A 19423-nucleotide genomic window follows, 5' to 3' on the forward strand; every position below is an offset into this window, starting at 1 on the left:
TGCTGTTTTCAAGTAGTTTGACTTCAACTAAATGATTTTTCTTTATTTTTTTCAACTTATTTTCAATTATTAGATGGTTTTCATAGAAAAATCACTTTGCAGCCTAATGCTTCCACTTGTTTTACATTCAGTCTATTACTTTTTCAATCCCGTTACCTTTAGAACCAGTCGGCCGTCGTAGAGAAAATCCACTGATTGGTTTTGACCACATCTGCATAAAATATATTTCCCCCATTATGGTACAAATAGCCCCCATTATATAATAAAGATTGGATACGCAGATAACGGTACTGTTTCTTTTCGGAATTTCCTAAGGTTGGTGAGAGCACATCTCGCGAATAAACTTCGGCTAACTCGACTGTATTTTCCCCACCATTTTCAGCAATATAATTCACATAATCGATTCCATAATTATACGCCTGAACAGCTGTCCAAATATCGGTGCCTTTATCTTTTGCCTGAGCTAAAACTTCAGCGAAATAAGACACACCTTTTTCGATACTCTCTTCCTGTGTGGTAATCTGATTTTGACTTCCGAAGGCACTCTCAGAGCTTTGCATCAGATCAATTCCCTTACCTTTAGACTCTGTATAGATGATTGCCATCAATAAACCCTTATATTCTGAAATTTGATTCTTCTCCGCAGCTTCTTCGACCTGTTCTTCATATTGATTGACTCGTCTCACTGTTTGAACCGTTTGATAGGTCAAATACAGCGTCCCAGCAATAAAAATGAAGAGAACCATTAGGAGAAAGGTTTTCAAAATTCTTCTTTTTTTCCGTTTTCTCATTCATAATCATCCAAACTTTTTACGTCTTTCAACATAGTACTATGAGTTGAATTAAATAATCAATTATCTCAGCAACATTTCTGTTTCTTTAATAAAAAATGAAGAATCTAGCCTTTTCTTTGCCGAAAATACAAGTTGGTTTATACTTAATCTAAGTAGGTGATTAAATGAACCCAGAAAGACACTATGCCACCATGGCTGATGGCAGTCAAATATACTACGAAAAAAGTGGGCAAGGCTACCCGCTATTTCTATTACACGGTAACGGCGGCAGTGGCAAATACTTCTCCAGACAAGTCCCAGAGTTAGAAAAAAATTTCCAAGTATTTCTAGTCGATAGTCGTGGGCATGGGCAGTCAACGAATAATGCAGACAGCTTGACTTTCGCTGAAATGGCAGAGGATATCAAAACAATTATGCACTTAGAACAAATTCAGATAGCCGATTTTCTAGGTTTTAGTGATGGCGCCAATCTAGCCATGGTCTTTTCAAGTAAGTATCCCGAATCTGTGCATCGCTTAATTTTAAATGCCGGAAATACGACAACAAATGGTGTGCGCTTAACCTTTCAATTAGCCAGTTATGTACAATACATTTTTTTATGGATGCTCTCTCTCTTTTGGCCGCAAGCAAAAAGAACATTAATTTCACTGAGCTTAGTATTACATGATATAGGCATCCAAGAAAAAGATTTACAACAAATTTCTAGCCCGACATTAATCCTAGTCGGCAAACACGACATCATCAAATTAAAGCATTCAATCTATCTAGCAAAAGCTATTCCGAAAGCTTCGTTCGTTCTCGTCCCCGGCCAAGGACACAGTTTTGCTCGGAAAAATCCAAAGCGTTTTAACCATGAAATCTTAAAATTTTTAACAGAATAGTAAGTGACTCTGTTGAATAAATCGATTACTGGCTAAAAAGCTCAAATAATCATTTTAAGATTTTTTATTCTCCCCAACTAATAAAAATTACAGAAAAAAGGATCGAATGCTCACTGGAAATTCCAGCGAGGTTCGACCCTTTTCGTTTATTATTTTTGTACTTTATCTATGCTTCAATCTCAGTAACCATTCCTGAACCGACTGTCCGTCCACCTTCACGAATAGAGAAAGTTGTGCCGTTTTCGACAGCGATTGGATGAATCAGATCAACATCAATTGTCACATTATCGCCTGGCATTACCATTTCGATCCCTTCAGGTAAGACAATATTTCCGGTCACATCCGTCGTCCGGAAATAAAATTGTGGACGATAGTTATTAAAGAATGGCGTATGACGCCCGCCTTCTTCTTTGGTCAATACATAGATTTCTGCTTTGAATTTTGTATGTGGCGTGATTGAACCTGGTTTTGCTAAGACTTGTCCACGTTCAATCTCATCGCGGGTAATCCCCCGTAACAAGACGCCAACGTTATCGCCTGCTTCGCCATAATCCAACGTTTTCCGGAACATTTCCACGCCGGTTACGACAGCTTTTTGGGTTTCTGGTTTGATTCCCACAAGTTCCACTTCATCACCAACACGTACCACGCCTCGGTCAATTCTCCCAGAAGCAACAGTGCCGCGTCCAGTAATTGAGAAGACATCTTCGATTGGTAAAAGTAATGGTTTGTCTGTATCACGTTCAGGTGTTGGAATATATTCATCCACCGTATCCATCAATTCCATGATCGCAGCTTCGGCATCTAGATCACCTTCAAGAGCTTTCAAAGCTGACCCTTTGATAACAGGAATGTCATCGCCTGGGAAACCATATTCAGTCAGTAACTCACGGACTTCCATTTCGACTAAGTCGATTAATTCTTCATCATCAACTAAATCAATTTTATTTAAGAAAACGATCAAATATTTAACACCCACTTGGCGAGAAAGTAAAATATGTTCTCTCGTTTGTGGCATAGGTCCATCAGTTGCTGAAACGACTAAGATTGCCCCATCCATTTGGGCAGCCCCAGTAATCATATTTTTAACATAATCCGCGTGTCCTGGTGCATCAATATGCGCATAATGTCTTTTTTCAGTTTCATATTCAACATGCGCGGTGTTAATCGTGATGCCACGTTCACGTTCCTCAGGGGCAGCATCAATACTGGCGTAATCTTGAGGATTCGCTAAGCCTTTTTTCCCTAATACTGTCGTGATTGCTGCAGTTAACGTGGTTTTCCCATGGTCAACGTGCCCAATTGTTCCGATGTTAACATGTGGTTTGGTTCTGTCATACATTTGTTTTGCCATAATTTTTACTACCTCCTATTTTAGTGAACAGTTGATTTATCGCGCTCAACCATCCCAATTATATTCCTTTTCTTACAAATAGAAACGCTAGACGACTCACTTACTATTTGTAAGTTTTTGAATATGGATTTATTATACGTCAAAATTGGTCAAAGTCAATTGATTTGTCTTCGTGCTTTGTTTCAGCTTAAATCCGCCTCTTAAATCTTGTCTGAAATTACCGGAATTATTCACTTCACTAATAACCTACGCGTTTCTTTTCTCGATACACGAAAAAAGTCAAAGAAACTTTCTATCTCAGAAAGACTCTTTGACTTGATTCCTATTTATCTATTTTTCAGGCGACTGATCCTTAGCCAATAAAGTGTTGGCCTTCTTGGGCTTTCTGCGGACTCGGATCCTCCACTGTAAACACATCAGCTTCTTGCCATATGATTTCTAAGTCGGTATAGGTCAATAATGCATCAAAATTTTCCATCTCGTCATAAATCTTATGCAGCTGTTCACTACGTTCATTTTCTTCTTGAAACTCATTAATCAGTTGTTCTTTAAACGTCGTCAATTGTTTGTTCCCAATCGTCACTAACTCGTCAAACAGTTGGCGGCTCACATTCATCACAAAATTTGTCTGTGTGCTCAGTGCTGTAAGTTGCCCTACTTGTTGGCCCTCTTCGACCTCTTCAAATAATCCCTCGGCAGTATTGTAAGCATATTGCTCCCCTTCTAATGCGTACACTAAATTAATAGGCGCTGATAATTCTACCTGATTCTCATTCGCCCAGTCGATTGTTTCCGTTAAAAATTCAATAATAAAACCTGTTCCCCACTTAAAACGGAAACTTGTTTCGAAAAATTCATTTTCAGCCATAATAATCCTCCATACACGTGTAATCGTTTTACTTAATCTAGTCTATCATAATTTTGATTAGATGAAACGTTGTTTTTCTTCTACCCTTTTCTCGACTAACAAAACTGTCACTCTTTTGTGAGGGAATCAAATGGACGAACCTCCTCATTTTGTGAATAATAAAGGTGAGGTGAAAAAAATGAAGAAAATAATCGGATTCTTCGTAGTTCTTCTATTATTAGCTGGCGGTAGCTGGTTTGGTTACACGTATTACTTTGGTGGCGAAACCTATTACACACAAATTATCAATGAAGGTGATAGAAAAATTGAGCAATCAAGTGGTGAAACATTCACTAAATACACCTATCAACAAGAGGCCTACAATAAAGTAGGCGCTGAAAAACAACTCTCGCTAGATGCTTTTCGAACGCAACCATTAAGACTCAAAGCCTATCTTAAAGTCACAGTGAACCCTCGAAAAGGTGTCCTAGATTGGCAAGAAATCAGCCAATCCGATATACCAAAAAAAGCTTTAGAAAAGCTAATCCAACGCTAACTAGACATCGTTAGTAGTTGAAACGAATCCATTTTTCAGACAACAATTCTACCCACCGGTAAGGCATCATGCTTGTATATGGTGGGTAGATTTATATTTAACAGACTAATTTTGGATTGATTATTTCCAAAGCTATAAAAAAACTAGTTTTCATTTTTGATTCGGTACCTACTCTGTGTCTCCTCTTCGACCAATTAAATAAATAGACTAGAATGACTAGCGTACTGGTTAATAAGGAAGCGCCTGAATACGAAAAAGCGAACAAGAATATTCTAGTAAAATAATCAAGAAAACACTATTTTGATATTGCCTCAACTTTTTGATAAGATTAATGAGTAATACTAAAATTGAATTTACATAGTAAGTGTCAGATTCTAAAGCTACTCGCACGATTATATTTTTTATTAGAAAAAGTGATTAACTCTTTAATTCGGAAGGTGTGATACTATTGAAACTTTCTAAAGTTATGCTTGTTTTGGCTATTATCGGAAATTTCATCGTTTTTTTATCCGGAATCGAAGATAAAAATCTATTGCTGATTATCGCTCCTATATTATTGATTTGCATTTATCTCTATGAATTAATGCATACAAAAATCAATAAAGAGAGTGCTCAGAAAAATGAAAAGTAAAAAAGTTTCAGTATCGTCAGGATGTTCTCCACCTGATAATTTCTGAAACTTTTTTATTTATTAGCTAACTATTCTCAGCACTTCGATAGCTAGATTTATCATTTTAAGCTTAGTATTATTCTTCACCCAGCAGCCAGCTTTCATCCATTTGCTTGTCTGATCTGTAGTGTTTCCCATGGACATCAATCGCGGCATGCCATTCCTTACACAAAGCATGTGGAATTTTGTCGGCTAGATGGGCAAAATCTTTTCTCATATCGCTATAATTTTTGTATTCGCCAAAACCTAACCGCGTAAATAAACGAATTGCATATTGATCGCAGATAAAGACATTTCGTTCGAAAATATACAATAGCATCGCATCAGCCGTTTCTTGTCCAACGCCTTTGATACTCAATAGTTCCTTACGTAGCGCTTCGGTGGAATAGTCAGCAAACTTCGCAATATCCGCGCCATTCTTGATATACCAATTAATCAGCTCTTTGATATACAGACTTTTTTGTGTGAAAAAGCCAGCTGGGCGAATCAATTCCTGTAGTTCCTCTATCGGCATTTCAGCTAATTGCTCAACACTCAGATATCCCTCGAGATTCTCCAAGGCCTTCTTGGCATTTTTCTCAGTGGTTTGTTGAATTAAAATCATTGAGACCCAATCAGTAATCCGATTTTCATCCTCCCACCAATATTGCACGCCATAGTGTGCAACCAAGCGATTCAGGACATCGATTTTTTGGCTGTCTGTTTTCTTTTGCTTCATTTTTTAGAACCTCTTCTATTCTTCCATCATCTCTCGACTTTCCGAAAGCTCCCTATTACAGACGGTTCAGCACTTCATCCACATTCTTAATCATCACTGAAACCGTCCCGTCTGGATTATTGACAAACTCAATTAAATCAGGGTTTCTATAGACGTCGACCGGGACAATCAACTCAATCCCATTTGACATTTTGAACTTTTGTTTCCCAAATTTTTTCTCAGAAACTTCTCGTACCTCACGAATCTGTGGGACATCTGAGACAAAGCCCTTTTCTTGAACCTCTTCTTTAAAGGCCATTTGAGCCGTAATATTATCCTTAAAGACTCGACTAGCAATCTCTTCATGGTTGATTAATCCGACCTCTTCGATGCTATCATAGACGGCTTCCTTAATATCCGCCACCACATCAAACTCATCGGCATCAAATTTCTTGCCAATCTGCTTAGCCACTTTTTGAATCACTCGAACGTTTTCTTCTAATGAAGGAGCCGGCTCTGTTTCAATCACTGATTCAGAGAAATAGAAGCGTTTTTCTCCTGAAAAGAGATATTTCTTCTCAACTAATTCATACGTTAACTCTTCAATATCAATCGTGATCGCTTCGTCGGCTTTTTGTGATTTTGATGCCAAAATAGCTCGATTAATAATCAATTTGTTCGCGACTCCTTGTTCGTCAGCATCTACAAAATGAGTATAGGCATCGTGATAGTTAACTTTCAAGAAAGCCAGATTCATTTTTGTATCCAATTCATATAGCACAACAAAGATATCGGCACTTGGCGCTTCTTCACTTTGTTGATAGATATCAACCCAGCGCTTAACTAGTTTTTCAGAAGCCTCGACAAAATTTGCGACACTCTCACGGACGATTGTTGTGAACGCCCCATCCTCTGCTAATTTACCGGTTTTTGTTTGTGCAGAAGAAACTTTTTTTATCTTGTTAGTTAAATAATCTCGGACATATTCCGTACTTAAATCTAGTTCTACTTGCGAAAATACGGGTACCCCTGAATCCTTATCAATGATATGTAAAATCGCTTTTTTTAAATAAATATCCATCTGTTCGTCTCCTTTTTGACCACCTTACTAGTTTACCGAAATCTTCAAAAAAAGCCAGTGATTTTTTTCTTTCTTTTCTCAACAACTAAAGAAAACTCCTCTAATTTCATCGTCAGAAAATTGGTCCGAATGCCAACTCAACTCGCTAAATTTCCTCGCATTAAAATGAAACGCACAGTAGCCTAAATATAACAAGCTGTGCTTCGAGCTTTCTCCATATAAGGTTGCTAGCTAGAGAAATTCCGGACTTTTTCCACTAATCTTTGCTTGTGGAGTTTTGATTAATTTTACGGAAGATTAAGTGCTAAGAACCCATTGGCTAGTACGTTTTTCTTTTAAATCCGCTCTTTTGTTTGTACTTCCTTTCACAAAAAACGCAACTAACCACAAGTATTCTAAATGTGGCTAATTTACCACTCATGAACTAATGAGTGTAAAGTTTATACGAGTTATAAACCTTGAAAAATCAGGATTTAATTATCAATCTTTGTCACAGTCATCTGAGTTGAACTTGTCTTTCGCTGAAAATTTCAAGCTTTCGTGCTTTTTTCAAAGTTGTGGCTAGTTGCGCTGTTTTCGTGCATTCCTACAGCATTCAAAAAAGTAAGAATCTAGCAACCAGTGGTCTTTCCTTTTGAAACTAGCCTTATTCTCTCTGTTTTCCACTAAAAAAGTGCGCAACTAGCCACAAGTCTCTTAAAAACAATTAGTGTATGCTCATTTATAAATTTTATTCTATTTGTTTAAATAACGAATCGATAGTTATCTAAACAGATAACTCTAAGCTTCGATCAACAAGTATTTATCGTTCGTCTAAACTTCTGCTTGCAGTACATCAGAAAAATACTTAACTGATTGATGATTCCTCGATAGTCTTGGAATTCCCCTATTTTTCTCAAATAGTTTTCTAAAAAACTAAAGAGATTAGACTACATCTATCAGTGATTCTGTCCACATCTTTCGTCCGAATTTTTATAAACAATAAGCAAATAATTGCCTATTCTCTCCAATTTTGCGATACACTAGATATGAACAAAAAATTAGGAGGCGTTAATTTTATGAATTCACTGACATCTACGTATAAACTAAGCAATGGCATTGAAATCCCAGTTGTTGGCTTTGGCACATGGCAAACTCCCGATGGCGAAGTAGCTGTTCAATCAGTTAAAGAGGCCTTAAAAGCTGGCTATCGTCACATCGACACAGCACAAGGTTATGGCAATGAAGAAAGTGTCGGTCAAGCAATTGCTGAAAGTGGCATCGACCGCAAGGACATTTTTGTCACCAGTAAATTAGGTAATGGTCAACATAGTTATGATCTTGTGATGAGTTCTTTTGACGAGTCTTTAAAAAAACTTAAGACAGATTATCTTGATTTATTCTTAATCCATTGGCCAAATCCACTAGGTTTTAGAGAACATTGGGAACAAGCGAACGCAGACACTTGGCGTGCTATGGAGGAGCTGTATGAAGCTGGCAAAATTAAAGCGATTGGCGTCAGCAACTTTTTACCGCACCATTTAGAGACTCTTGCAAAAACAGCGAAGATCATGCCGATGGTCAATCAAATTTTCTTAGCTCCTGGTGAACTTCAAACAACAGTCGTTGACTACGCTCGTGCACATGACATGTTGTTAGAAGCCTACAGCCCTCTTGGTACTGGGAAAATTTTTGAGGTGCCTGAGATGAAAAAAATTGCTGAAGCACATGGCAAATCAATCGCCCAAATCGCAATCCGTTGGTCTTTACAACACGGCTTCTTACCTTTACCAAAATCAGTGACACCAAGTCGTATAGAAGAAAATACGCAGGTTTTTGACTTCGAATTATCTGACGCTGAAATGTCAGTAATCGATGGACTTGATGGCGTTGTCGGCAAAGCAATCAATCCAGATACAACCCAGTGGTAAGCGAAAGTGATAGCTTATTTCTTTAAAAGAGGTGACGCAAATGAAAAATGAATTGATTGAACAGCAGTTGGATACTCTACCGGAAGAGATTATTCGAACCTTTCACAAGGATTTTATCTTTTTAATATCTCCTGGCCTCGTTCAGCACTTCCCTGCTCGAGGATGGAGTCAAGAACAAATCGAAAAAGAAGTCAAAAAACGTATCGGTGAGCCTTTGATAATCGAGCCTTGGCGGACACATACCATTGCGTACAAAAAAGACTCGACCCTCGTAGCTCTGATCCCTTAACAGTCTGCCTATTTTTTGCAGAATAAAAAGAAGTCAGATAGATAACTTGATGAAGACTGTTGATTCTTCTCTCAAAAATATCCTTAACTCAGTCATCTCCCATTTCATTTGGTCCGGCTGAGTATAAGGATATTTTTTTATTTTTCTATTATTTTTTCACAAAAACAGACTATATTGTAAAGAAATTCTCATAATAATGTTATTTTCAGAAAAATTTACCACCTTTTTCTTTTCATTTTGAGCAAACTTTTCTATAATCGTAAGAGTAAAGATAAAGGAGTGCATTATGAAAAAGAAACTAAAGAAAAAATTATTAACGCAATTCCGTCCTTCAATGGATGCCATTCGTACCAAATTACTCCACTCGATGGAAGAAAAAATCGCCGCGCAATACGGTCGGACTTTTAAATTAGAAGTCGAAAAGAAAGAAAAGCTGTTCTTAGTCATCCAACCTGAAAAAGAATCCGGTGAAGAACGCATTTTAATTCCGATTGATGATAATTTCACTGCCATCCTAAAGAAAATCCAGACAGGAGATCAAACAGTTTTTGATACATTTAGAGACAAATTACTGCTAGAAGTCCTATCTATCTGGGGGCAGCACCGGGCGCCACTATCTCCTATAAGCACGGAGAAAGAGCAAACAACCGCTGATATGAGCCAAGTGAAACAGGAAGCCGCTACTAAAGCGACCTCAAAAAAAGCCCAAGGTAAAAAGAACGATGGCGACAAAGTAACACATACAAAAACGAAAACAACGACACCTACAGAAAAAGCAGAAACACCGAAAGCAACTGAAACAGTCGAGTCTCCTTCAGCTGGCGCACCGATTACATTAGCTGAATTTAAAGAAGCGATTGCCCGTGATTATTCAAAATTATTCGTCGAAGAAACGGATAACACAATCACCATCAATGAACAAGCCGCTGCTGGCCCAAAATTGTTAGCCAGCCTTTCAAAAACTGAGACTGATTCAGTCATCATCGAAAAAGCGCTTGAGCGTAAGTACAAAGTTAAATTAACACTGATTCCGCTAATTGAAGCTTTAGCTAACACGCCAATTGATAAACGTTAAAAACCGGAATTCCAAACGAAAAAACTTTCCTGACAGATTCATTCTAATCAGGAAAGTTTTTTTATTGATACTCAAGTCATGCTACTTATTCAAGCGGATTTCTTTTAATGCCGCTTCCGCGTTTTCTTTGTTCATCTGTCCTTTTTTCTTCAAGGCTTCAACAACTAATTGAATTTCTTCACCTTGTGCGCCAACTGACATCGCAAGCGAACGGACTTGAAGCGACATATGGCCTTTTTGGATACCATCAGTTACCAAAGCTCTAATCGCTGCTAAATTCTGAGCTAATCCCACAGAGACAACAATCTCCGCCAACTCGATAGCTGAATCCACGCCTAATAAGTCAAGTGCAAATTTGGCTTTAGGTAAGACGCCAGACGCGCCGCCGACTGAAGCTATCGCCATTGGCACGGTCAGTTCACCGACCAAATATTCGCCTTCTATTTTCCAAGTTGTTAAGCCTTCGTAATGTCCATCTTTTGCCGCATAGGCATGACAGGCAGCCGCAACAGCTCGGTTATCATTACCTGTCGCAAGGATTACGGCGTCGATACCGTTCATAATTCCTTTATTATGAGTCACTGCCCGATACGTATCTAATTTGGCATAAATCGCAGCTTCGGTAATTCGTTTCGCCACCTCTTCGCCATTGATTGTGCTATTTCCAACTTGCTTCAATGGGATTTGACAGCGTGCAGTAACTAAAGATTCTGTCGCAAAATTACTCAAGATACTAAATAATATTTCTTCCTGAGGAAACCACTCGCGTAGGCCCACCGCAATCCCTTCAAGAATTGTGTTGACGATATTGGCACCCATCGCATCCTTAACATCCACCAGTACATCCAGAGAAACGTATTTCTCATTCGCTTCTGTGAAACAGCGTGTATCTACCTTACGAATGCCGCCACCACGCTTAACAATTGATGGATAGCTACTCTCCGCAAGAGAAAAAATCGCCGCCTGTTTTTCCACTAATAACGTTTGAAGCTCTTCTGCATTTTTGACACCTGCAAAGACAATCTGTCCCCGCATCAAACGTTCGTTGGTTGTGGCAGTAAAGCCGCCTGCTTGTTTGACAATCTTGGCTGCATTACTGGCCGCCGCAATGACTGACGGCTCCTCTGTCGCCATCGGAATGAGTTTTTCTTGGTCATTAATCAGAAAGTTTTGCGCAATTCCTAAGGGTGTCTCGATCTCACTGATTTGATTTTCAATCAAATTATCGGCTAACCCTTCTGGCAAACTAACTTGTTCCGACAGCAACGCTTTTTGCTCCGCCGTAATTTTATTTTCTTTGAACAGCTCATCTAGACGTTCTTCACGTGAGAGCTGATAGAACTTTTTTTTTTCGTTCATTCCTTCTAAGGAGTCTGTTCCATCTTCTCGTTCGATTAAAACAGCCAAACCTAAGCCGCCACCGATACATAGTGAGGCAATCCCACGTTTTTTATTATTCGCTTTTAAAGCATACGAAAGCGTAGTTAAGATACGGGAACCTGAAGCTCCAATTGGATGGCCTAAGGAAATCCCACCGCCATAAATATTGACTTTTTCATTGGGCAAGCCTAACTCACGAGCCGCAGCGACTGTGGTTGCCGCAAAAGCTTCATTAATTTCAAATAAATCAATATCTTCCACTGTCAGCTGATTTTTTTTGAGTAACTCCGTGATGGCGTTATACGGTGCAAAGCCCATGTATGCTGGATCAACACCGACCTCAGTGTAGTCTTTAATAACAGCTAGATAAGAAAGATTCTCCCGCTCAGCATATTCTTTAGAAGCGAGCAAAACAGCCGCCGCCCCATCATTGACTGTCGAAGAAGTACCGGCAGTCACCGATCCGTCCTCTTTAAAAACTGTCCGTAGCGTCCCTAATTTTTCTAAGGTGCTATTGCCACGAATCCCTTCATCTTGTGTAAATAATGCGCCTGTGGGCAATTGAACTGGCGTAATTTCTTCAACAAACTTGCCTTGTTCAGTCGCCGCTGCTGCTCTTTGTTGCGACTGCAAAGCAAATTCGTCTTGCTGTTGTCGCGAAACGTTATATTTAGCCGCGACATTTTCAGCTGTAATCCCCATTGATGCTTGACTAAAGGCATCTGTCAACCCATCTAAAGCCATGCTTGAAATAGCAGGTCCATATTCCTGTGTTTCCGGTTGATATTGCTGAATCATAGGAGCTTGTGACATGTTTTCTGTGCCACCAGCTAAGACCACCTCAGCTTGTCCCACTTGAATTAATTGTCTCGCTAAAATGACTGATTTTAAGCCTGAACCACAGACTTCATTCACTGTCATAGCCGGCACAGTCACCGGCAAGCCCGCGCCAATAGCAATTTGTCTAGCTGTATTTTGCCCAACACCGGCTTGTAACACGTGACCAAAAATCACTTGTTTAATTTCATTCTTAACTGTTTTATTTCTATCTAAAATCGTTTCAACGACCGTCTTACCTAAATCTACCGCACTCAGTGAACTTAATTCACCTCTGTATTTCCCTATCGGGGTACGTGTTGCGTCAATTATTACAACCTCTTTCACGAAATACACCTCCACTCAGAATATATCATGATTTGTCAAAAAACAAAACTCTGTATTCATTTTTGGTATTTTTTCATACCAAAATTTAACAATCTCTAAAATATCATCTTTTTTTAACTACATTTTCCATGAAATATGATACCTTAGATAGTAGATAGTTTTTTACATACGAAAAGGAGACGTGAAAATGAATATTGGTATTGATAAATTATCCTTTTATGTGCCAAATTTGTATGTCGACATGACGGACTTAGCGCATGCCAGAGATACAGATCCAAATAAATTCCACATTGGGATTGGGCAAGATAAAATGGCGGTTAGCCCAGTCACTCAAGATATTGTTACACTAGGAGCAAATGCTGCAGCAAAAATCCTTTCAGATAAAGACAAAGAAGAAATTGACATGGTGATTGTCGGTACTGAGTCGAGCTATGACTTTTCTAAAGCATCGGCTGTCGCAATTCATCGTCTATTAGGTATCCAACCCTTCGCTCGTTCTTTTGAAATAAAAGAAGCTTGCTACGGCGCAACAGCTGCTCTTCAAATGGCAAAAAATTATATCGCAGAACACCCAACGCGAAAAGTCTTAGTAATTGCTGCTGATTTGGCTCGTTACGGCTTAAATTCTGGTGGCGAACCAACTCAAGGAGCTGGTGCTATTGCAATTCTTGTGACTAGTGACCCACGCATTTTAACTATTGAAAACGATAGTGTCTTTTTGACAGAAGATATTTACGATTTTTGGCGCCCAAGCTACGCTGATTTCCCATTAGTTGATGGGCCTTTATCTAATGAAACATACATCCAATCATTCGGTAAAGTTTGGAACCGCCATAAAGAAGTTACTGGGCAAACTTTGGCTGACTATGATGCATTATGCTTCCATATCCCTTATACGAAAATGGGTAAAAAAGCCTTGCTTAGCGTCCTATCAGAAACCGATGAAGCAACGCAAGAACGCTTAATGAATCGCTATGAAGAAAGTATCACCTACAGCCGCAATGTCGGCAATTTATATACAGGTTCATTATTTTTAGGCCTAATCTCTTTACTAGATATCAGTAAAGAACTAGACGCAGGCTCAACCATCGGCCTCTTCAGCTATGGTTCTGGCGCCGTCAGCGAGTTCTTCACCGTTCGCTTAGTAGAAGGCTATAAAGAACAACTAGCCGTCCAGGAACACCAAAAACTCTTAGAAAATCGTCGCAAATTAGCAATCGATGAATACGAAGAAATCTTCACTCAAGCACTACCAAAACACGGTGAAGCAGCCACTTTCGACGATGAAATATTGTTCTCAATTGAAAAAGTTGAAAATGACATTCGCTTCTATAAAGAAAACTAAAAGACAAAAAAATTACCTGACGCCAAATTTTTTTCAGCGTCAGGTATTTTTTATTTAGCGTTAATTCCGTTAAAATCTGTTAACTCGTCGTATTTATATGCTTCGTCAATCTGACCTTTATCCTTAGACCATTTGATAATGTTATCAAACTGTTCTTGCGTCACCGCTTGAGCATGTGGATAATCGTCCGTTTTGCTGTCCAAATATTGACTCATCGCATCAGGAAATTGATATTTCGTTAAGATATCCGCATATTCGCTGGCTTTGTGTTCATTCATGTAATCAATCGCTTGGTTGTAGGCTGCATAGAAAGCTGCAATATCTTGTGGTCGTTCGTCCAATACCGTATCCATGAACTGAATTGTTCCACCGTAGATATCTAAATCTTGTGAACTACCCAAGACAACTGCCCCTTGTTTTGCTAACATGCTGGCCTGAGGTTCCGTGTAGACTGCGGCATCTACTTGACCATTCAATAATGCTTCTGATCGCGCAGAAAAGGAAGCAATTTCCACAACTTCATAGGTAAAGTTATCTTTTTTCGCGAATTCGTCCATGATATATTCCAAGATAAAGTTTGGCACCAAGGTTACCGTGTGTTTATCCAAGTCTTTCATCTCAGTAATTTCCGATTGAGGAGACGCCAATACTTTGAAATCTTCCAAAATTCCTGACGTGATCTTCATATCAATCCCATTCTTCTTGAAAGCCGCTGCTGTCATCACATCGCCAATCGTTCCCTCAAGCTCTTTGGATTGGACTGCCACGTTTCGATCGTTTGGTGAAGTAAATGATTTAATCTCCACCGTTAGTCCCACTTTATCAAAAAATCCTTCTTCTTTAGATAAAATAATTGGAATAGCTGATTCCGCTGGTAAGACCCCGATATTTAATGCTTGATCCGTTACTTTCGCTTCCGTACTCGCCGCTGTCGATTCTTGACTAGACGCTGCCGTTTTGTCATTTCCATTGCCACAAGCACTCAAGCTGACCGCCCCTAATAATACAATCCCTAAACCTAGTAACATCTTTTTCATCGCTTATTTTTCCTCCATTAATTGTTGAAATATTGGTAGGCTCATGGCCTCTGGAATCACTTCTCGATGTAATTCCAATGGTGCTGTCTCCTTCGTATTCCAACCTGTTTTCGTTGTAAATGCTAGCTTGAACGCCATTTCATCTAAAATAGCCACCGTTTCTTGATTATATAAGCCAAATGGATAGGCAAAGACATCTTGGTGTATCACGTATTCGTTGCATTCCCGCAAATCCTCTATGACAGCTCCCTTCGGCTCCCACATCGGTTGAGAAAGCGTCGTTCCCTGTCTCTTATGGAAATGGGTCGTGTGATTTGCCGTTTCAAAAACATCGGCCATCGCTGAAACTTCCGCTACACTTAAACAACGTGAAAATTCCGGTTGATAGGCAACTTCCTCAGTAAACAGCCAACCCTTTACGACGAACACCGTCGCCTTCATCCCAGCTTTTTTCAAAATTGGGTACGCATACTCCTTCATCGATTGGTAACAATCATCAAAGGTAATCAGCACCGACTTTTCAGGTAGCTCTTTCTTCTTCTCGTAAAACTCTTTGACTTCGCTCAAGGTTAAACAATGATAATTTTGTTCCTTCAAAAAGTTTATTTGTTCTTGAAAATGCGCTACACTGACATAGAGCGGCATGGGCAATGAATCCTCATAACCATCAGCTACACGAATCGGTCGTGGCCCCGTAGCCAACTCTTTTTCAGGACGAACTTCATGAAATACAAGCGTTCGAAACACAACGTTCACCTTTCTTTCTGATTAATTTTTCCTAAGCTAGTATAGCATATTACTCGCCATTTGTATCTTATATCACAATCAAAAAAAGGAGCCTCTTATGCCGATAGATATCCATAATCTAACCTTTAGTTATGCAAATGAACCCATTTTTAAGCAACTCTCATTCTCCTTTTTAAAAGGAAAAACCTACACCATTTTAGGGAAATCTGGTAGCGGCAAAAGTACGCTACTCAATCTTTTAAAAGGGTTTGAACAGCCACAAGATGGCACGATTGATTATATCGAAACAACTGCTCAAAAAGTCGAATTACTCTTCCAGGAACACCTACTATTTGATTGGCAAACCGTGCGACAAGCGATTGAACTTCCTTTACGACTCACACATGTCGAAAAAAAACAGCGCAAGGAGCAAGTCGACATTCTTCTGAGAGAACTGCAGCTTACTGAACTTTCTGACCGGTTTCCTAATCAACTCAGTGGCGGACAAAAACAACGCGTCGCCATGGCCCGAGGACTGATCACCAATCCTGATTTTCTACTATTAGATGAGCCAACCTCTTCCCTAGACCAAGAAACCAAAGAGGAAGTTCAAGCCTTTATCCTATCGGAACAAAAGAAACGCCACAACACTCTGGTTGTTGTCACTCACGATATAGAAGAAGCTGCTTTTCTTGGTGAGGTTATCTTGTTAGTGAAAAATCAAACAGTCACCATCTATGAAAACCCGCTAATTCATTTGGAGAACCGCCGGGAAACTCTCGAATTCTATGAATTTTGTATCAAGCTTCGTGCCGCACTCAAAGGAGGCCCTTATGAAAAATAAACCGCTCTTCTCATTTATTATCGGTCTATGCTCCTTCTTTGTCTTATGGACTCTGCTCTATTTTGTTGTCCAAAACCATTCAATTCCAAGCCCACTTGCCACACTGCAACAAGCTTGGATTATAAAAGGCCAACTCCTTTTGCATACAGGCGCTAGTTTTTTACGCATTTTCGTAGCCCTAGCTATTTCATTAATTATCGGCGTACCATTAGGTATTTTACTCAGCCGCGTCAGCCTAATCGACGACTTTTTAGGTCCTTTACTCTATTTTTTATATCCCTTACCAAAAGTCGCTTTCCTGCCCGTTTTTATGATCTTTTTTGGTCTTGGAAACACGTCAAAAGTTTTGTTGATTTTTGCCATTATCTCGATTCAAGTAATTGTTTCAATTCGCGACGGAGTCAATGCGATTCCGCAAAATTATTATCGTTTACTGGAAAATTATGGCAGCACAACCTGGCAGACGACTCGTTACCTAATTTTGCCAGCTATCCGAAAAACCTTATTTTCTAGCCTACGGGTCAGTATTGGTATTTCCCTAGCCTCACTCTTTTTTGCTGAAAACTATAACACTACGTATGGCTTAGGTTATCTCATATTAAGCGCTTGGGCAAAAATGAATTATCCCGAAATGTTCGTTGGTATTCTCATGATTGGTATTTTAGGCTTCCTACTCTTTCGGACATTGGACTACTTGGAAGAAAGCAAGCATTCTCCAAAATAAAAAAGTTACAAAGACCTGCAAAATGTAGTGACCCCAAAAGTTAGATTTTTAGTCTAACTTTTGGGGGTCGGTACAAAATCAGCACTCTTTGTAACTTTTTCTATGCTCTATGCCATTCCAAAATAGCTTCTTTCTCGCCTGTTTCTTCATCTAGTTGAACTTTGACAAGCTGAAATCCTTGAGAAAGGTAAAACTGCATTGCCCGTTCGTTCTTCTCATACACTGCTAAAGTCAACGTTGAACTTTCCTTTTTGGCCGCCTCTAAGAGCGCCTTCCCTAAGCCAGAGCCTTGATGTGCCTTTTTGATAAACAGTCCCGCCACATAGGCGTCCTGCAGTCCTAAAAAACCTGTTACTTCTGCTCCATCAAAGGATACAAATAGTGTGGCTTGCGGCAATTGGTTCTTAACCATCAATTCATTTTTTACCCAGTAATCTGACGCTATAAATGGATGCGCTTCTTGATTTGTCTTCAACCAGATAGCAACTAATTGAGCCAATGTCTCCTGGTCTAATTGAGTAATCCGTTTAATCGCCACGATATCCTCCTTCTCTTTTCATCTATATGTCTCTTCTTCATAGTAAAAAGACTTTATTCTGTTTCTTTTATCACTCGATTATTCATTTTAAGTTCCAATTGTTTCCTATTTATTCAAAAAATTAGAACGGACTCGCAATTTTTATGTAAGTGTGGGAAGCCGTTCGACTATTTTAAAAGATACATACTTTTCTGTCTTGCTAAAAACAAACAATTTCGAACCGCTCTCGGAACGAAACAATGAATATCTTCTTCATTATAACCAACTTGCAAACGTTTATCATCATGTATAATAGGACGTCGCAGTAGACTAGGATTCATTTCTATAATTTCTAGGACTTCACTGAGTGGAAGATCATCTAAATCTACGGCTAATTTTTTATAAGCCTTCGATCGAGTAGAAATAATATCCTGCGTCCCATTTTCTGTCAACATTAAGATTTTTTTTAGTTCTTTGGCACCTATGGGATTTGCGAAAAAGTTTTGTTCCTCGAAATCAAGATTTTGTTCCCTTAACCAAGCCTTTGCTTTACGACAAGAAGTACAGCTTGGTGCGGTATATATATAAATCATCGAATTCTCTCCTTCCCCTGCCCACTAGTATATTCAAAAAATAACCAACAAGCAACAAAAAATAACGATTGTTAAAAAAGAAATAGATTAAATAACCCAAATAAGAATAATTATTAATCAAAAAATCACAATAATAATTCATATAATAACTAATTTCCGCAAACATAAGACGCTACCCAAAGAAACTTCTATGGATAAATTGTTCCATGAGCATATATTTATACATTGAATAAAAAAACATTTAGAATAATAGTAAGAAAATAACTCTTTTTTAGTCGACTTCTACTTACATTTCATACATACTGCATAAAGAGAGCCTTATGCTGCGTTTACAGCCTTTCTACTATTCAAAGGTGAGAATCCTTTTCATTACAGGAAGATAACTAAAAAAGTGTCATTTTCTACTACAACTTACAAAGGAGTGTTTTGATGAATTTTACCTTATATAAAAAAATACTGGATCGGATTATTGATCTAATCTTAGGGGTTGCCTCAGTTTTTATTATCATCTATATGATTCGCTACTTGGCTGATGTCGGTCGACTTATTTTTGATGATGTCTCGACAGACAATTTCGAATTATTTATTCAAGAGATTACCGCATTCTTTATGTTATTCGAATTTGTGGTCATGCTCATTCGTTACATTCAAGAAGGTCATCATATCCCTATCCGATACCTTGTATTAATCAGTATGACCGCTATTTTACGGCAATTGTTAGTTGTTCATGATAATGGCTTGCAAACACTACTGCTAGCAGCATCGATTATTCTTCTTGCAGCTGTCTTAACGATGTTTACCCCTGGATCACGCTTCAGTTTCCACGGGCAAACGAAAAAGCCTGACGAAGTAAATTCAGGCGATCCAAAACCATAAATGTTCACGTAGATTATCCATTTTATATAATGGGTAATCTATTTTTTTGCTACAAATATTCCT

The 19423-nt window shown here is 38.8% G+C and carries 20 protein-coding genes; 10 read left to right on the top strand and 10 right to left on the bottom strand.

The genetic code is table 11. The annotated features are described in order from the left end of the window. Positions 1-158: 158 nt before the first annotated feature. Positions 159-791 (bottom strand): lysozyme family protein, encoded by a 633-nt coding sequence (locus tag BAU15_RS04960; RefSeq protein ID WP_161841650.1) that lies wholly within the window; start codon positions 789-791, stop codon positions 159-161. 167 nt (positions 792-958) lie between these two features. Here BAU15_RS04960 and BAU15_RS04965 point away from each other — a divergent pair, with 167 nt between their 5' ends. Beyond that, entirely contained in the window at positions 959-1675 is a 717-nt protein-coding gene (locus tag BAU15_RS04965; RefSeq protein ID WP_161841651.1) for an alpha/beta fold hydrolase, read from the top strand. A gap of 166 nt (positions 1676-1841) precedes the next feature. On the opposite strand, the gene tuf is transcribed toward BAU15_RS04965, so the two are convergent. Beyond that, complete coding sequence (gene tuf / locus BAU15_RS04970; protein WP_161841652.1) at positions 1842-3029, bottom strand: elongation factor Tu; 1188 nt, start codon at positions 3027-3029, stop codon at positions 1842-1844. A gap of 352 nt (positions 3030-3381) precedes the next feature. Beyond that, positions 3382-3897: a hypothetical protein gene (locus BAU15_RS04975; protein WP_161841653.1), complete on the bottom strand. Its 516-nt coding sequence runs from the start codon at positions 3895-3897 to the stop codon at positions 3382-3384. A gap of 178 nt (positions 3898-4075) precedes the next feature. Between BAU15_RS04975 and BAU15_RS04980 the strand changes: the two genes are divergently transcribed. Then, the gene (locus BAU15_RS04980) at positions 4076-4432 is read left to right on the top strand and encodes a YxeA family protein (protein ID WP_161841654.1); all 357 of its coding nucleotides are present in this window, start codon (positions 4076-4078) and stop codon (positions 4430-4432) included. Between the two features lie 448 nt (positions 4433-4880). Beyond that, positions 4881-5063, top strand: a complete 183-nt coding sequence (locus tag BAU15_RS04985; RefSeq protein WP_161841655.1) for a hypothetical protein — start codon at positions 4881-4883, stop codon at positions 5061-5063. 115 nt (positions 5064-5178) lie between these two features. On the opposite strand, the gene BAU15_RS04990 is transcribed toward BAU15_RS04985, so the two are convergent. Together BAU15_RS04990 and BAU15_RS04995 are read right to left on the bottom strand one after the other, a co-directional pair. Then, positions 5179-5820 carry an endonuclease III domain-containing protein gene (locus BAU15_RS04990; RefSeq protein WP_161841656.1) on the bottom strand — a complete coding sequence of 214 codons (642 nt, stop codon included), beginning with the start codon at positions 5818-5820 and terminating at the stop codon, positions 5179-5181. A 55-nt stretch (positions 5821-5875) separates the two neighbouring features. Continuing rightward, positions 5876-6880, bottom strand: a complete 1005-nt coding sequence (locus BAU15_RS04995; protein ID WP_161841657.1) for a nucleoid-associated protein — start codon at positions 6878-6880, stop codon at positions 5876-5878. Positions 6881-7938: 1058 nt separating this feature from the next. Between BAU15_RS04995 and BAU15_RS05000 the strand changes: the two genes are divergently transcribed. From BAU15_RS05000 to BAU15_RS05010, 3 genes are all read left to right on the top strand, one after another. Then, positions 7939-8790, top strand: a complete 852-nt coding sequence (locus BAU15_RS05000) for an aldo/keto reductase (RefSeq protein WP_161841658.1) — start codon at positions 7939-7941, stop codon at positions 8788-8790. Positions 8791-8830: 40 nt separating this feature from the next. Beyond that, on the top strand, positions 8831-9079 hold the full coding sequence (locus BAU15_RS05005) for a hypothetical protein (protein ID WP_161841659.1): 249 nt from the start codon (positions 8831-8833) through the stop codon (positions 9077-9079). 286 nt (positions 9080-9365) lie between these two features. Next, positions 9366-10154 (top strand): hypothetical protein, encoded by a 789-nt coding sequence (locus BAU15_RS05010; protein ID WP_161841660.1) that lies wholly within the window; start codon positions 9366-9368, stop codon positions 10152-10154. Between the two features lie 81 nt (positions 10155-10235). Here BAU15_RS05010 and BAU15_RS05015 read toward each other — a convergent pair whose 3' ends face one another. Then, complete coding sequence (locus tag BAU15_RS05015; RefSeq protein ID WP_161841661.1) at positions 10236-12698, bottom strand: hydroxymethylglutaryl-CoA reductase, degradative; 2463 nt, start codon at positions 12696-12698, stop codon at positions 10236-10238. Between the two features lie 187 nt (positions 12699-12885). Here BAU15_RS05015 and BAU15_RS05020 point away from each other — a divergent pair, with 187 nt between their 5' ends. Further along, entirely contained in the window at positions 12886-14043 is a 1158-nt protein-coding gene (locus BAU15_RS05020) for a hydroxymethylglutaryl-CoA synthase (protein ID WP_161841662.1), read from the top strand. A gap of 50 nt (positions 14044-14093) precedes the next feature. Here the strand turns inward: BAU15_RS05020 and BAU15_RS05025 are convergent, their stop codons facing one another. Continuing rightward, entirely contained in the window at positions 14094-15080 is a 987-nt protein-coding gene (locus tag BAU15_RS05025) for an ABC transporter substrate-binding protein (protein ID WP_161841663.1), read from the bottom strand. Positions 15081-15083: 3 nt separating this feature from the next. Next, positions 15084-15827: a polysaccharide deacetylase family protein gene (locus BAU15_RS05030; protein WP_161841664.1), complete on the bottom strand. Its 744-nt coding sequence runs from the start codon at positions 15825-15827 to the stop codon at positions 15084-15086. A gap of 97 nt (positions 15828-15924) precedes the next feature. On the opposite strand from BAU15_RS05030, the gene BAU15_RS05035 reads away from it, so the two are divergent. Then, positions 15925-16650 (top strand): ABC transporter ATP-binding protein, encoded by a 726-nt coding sequence (locus BAU15_RS05035; RefSeq protein WP_161841665.1) that lies wholly within the window; start codon positions 15925-15927, stop codon positions 16648-16650. Further along, positions 16640-17374: an ABC transporter permease gene (locus tag BAU15_RS05040; RefSeq protein ID WP_161841666.1), complete on the top strand. Its 735-nt coding sequence runs from the start codon at positions 16640-16642 to the stop codon at positions 17372-17374. Before BAU15_RS05035 ends, BAU15_RS05040 begins: the two co-directional genes overlap by 11 nt. Before the next feature lie 100 nt (positions 17375-17474). Here the strand turns inward: BAU15_RS05040 and BAU15_RS05045 are convergent, their stop codons facing one another. Further along, the gene (locus tag BAU15_RS05045; RefSeq protein WP_337247987.1) at positions 17475-17912 is read right to left on the bottom strand and encodes a GNAT family N-acetyltransferase; all 438 of its coding nucleotides are present in this window, start codon (positions 17910-17912) and stop codon (positions 17475-17477) included. Positions 17913-18079: 167 nt separating this feature from the next. Further along, on the bottom strand, positions 18080-18484 hold the full coding sequence (spx, locus tag BAU15_RS05050; protein WP_161841667.1) for a transcriptional regulator Spx: 405 nt from the start codon (positions 18482-18484) through the stop codon (positions 18080-18082). Between the two features lie 429 nt (positions 18485-18913). On the opposite strand from spx, the gene psiE reads away from it, so the two are divergent. Further along, on the top strand, positions 18914-19360 hold the full coding sequence (gene psiE, locus BAU15_RS05055) for a phosphate-starvation-inducible protein PsiE (protein ID WP_161841668.1): 447 nt from the start codon (positions 18914-18916) through the stop codon (positions 19358-19360). The last annotated feature ends 63 nt before the right edge of the window (positions 19361-19423 follow it).

Origin of the sequence: Candidatus Enterococcus huntleyi (assembly GCF_009933175.1) — a bacterium.
Taxonomy (GTDB): domain Bacteria; phylum Bacillota; class Bacilli; order Lactobacillales; family Enterococcaceae; genus Enterococcus_K; species Enterococcus_K huntleyi.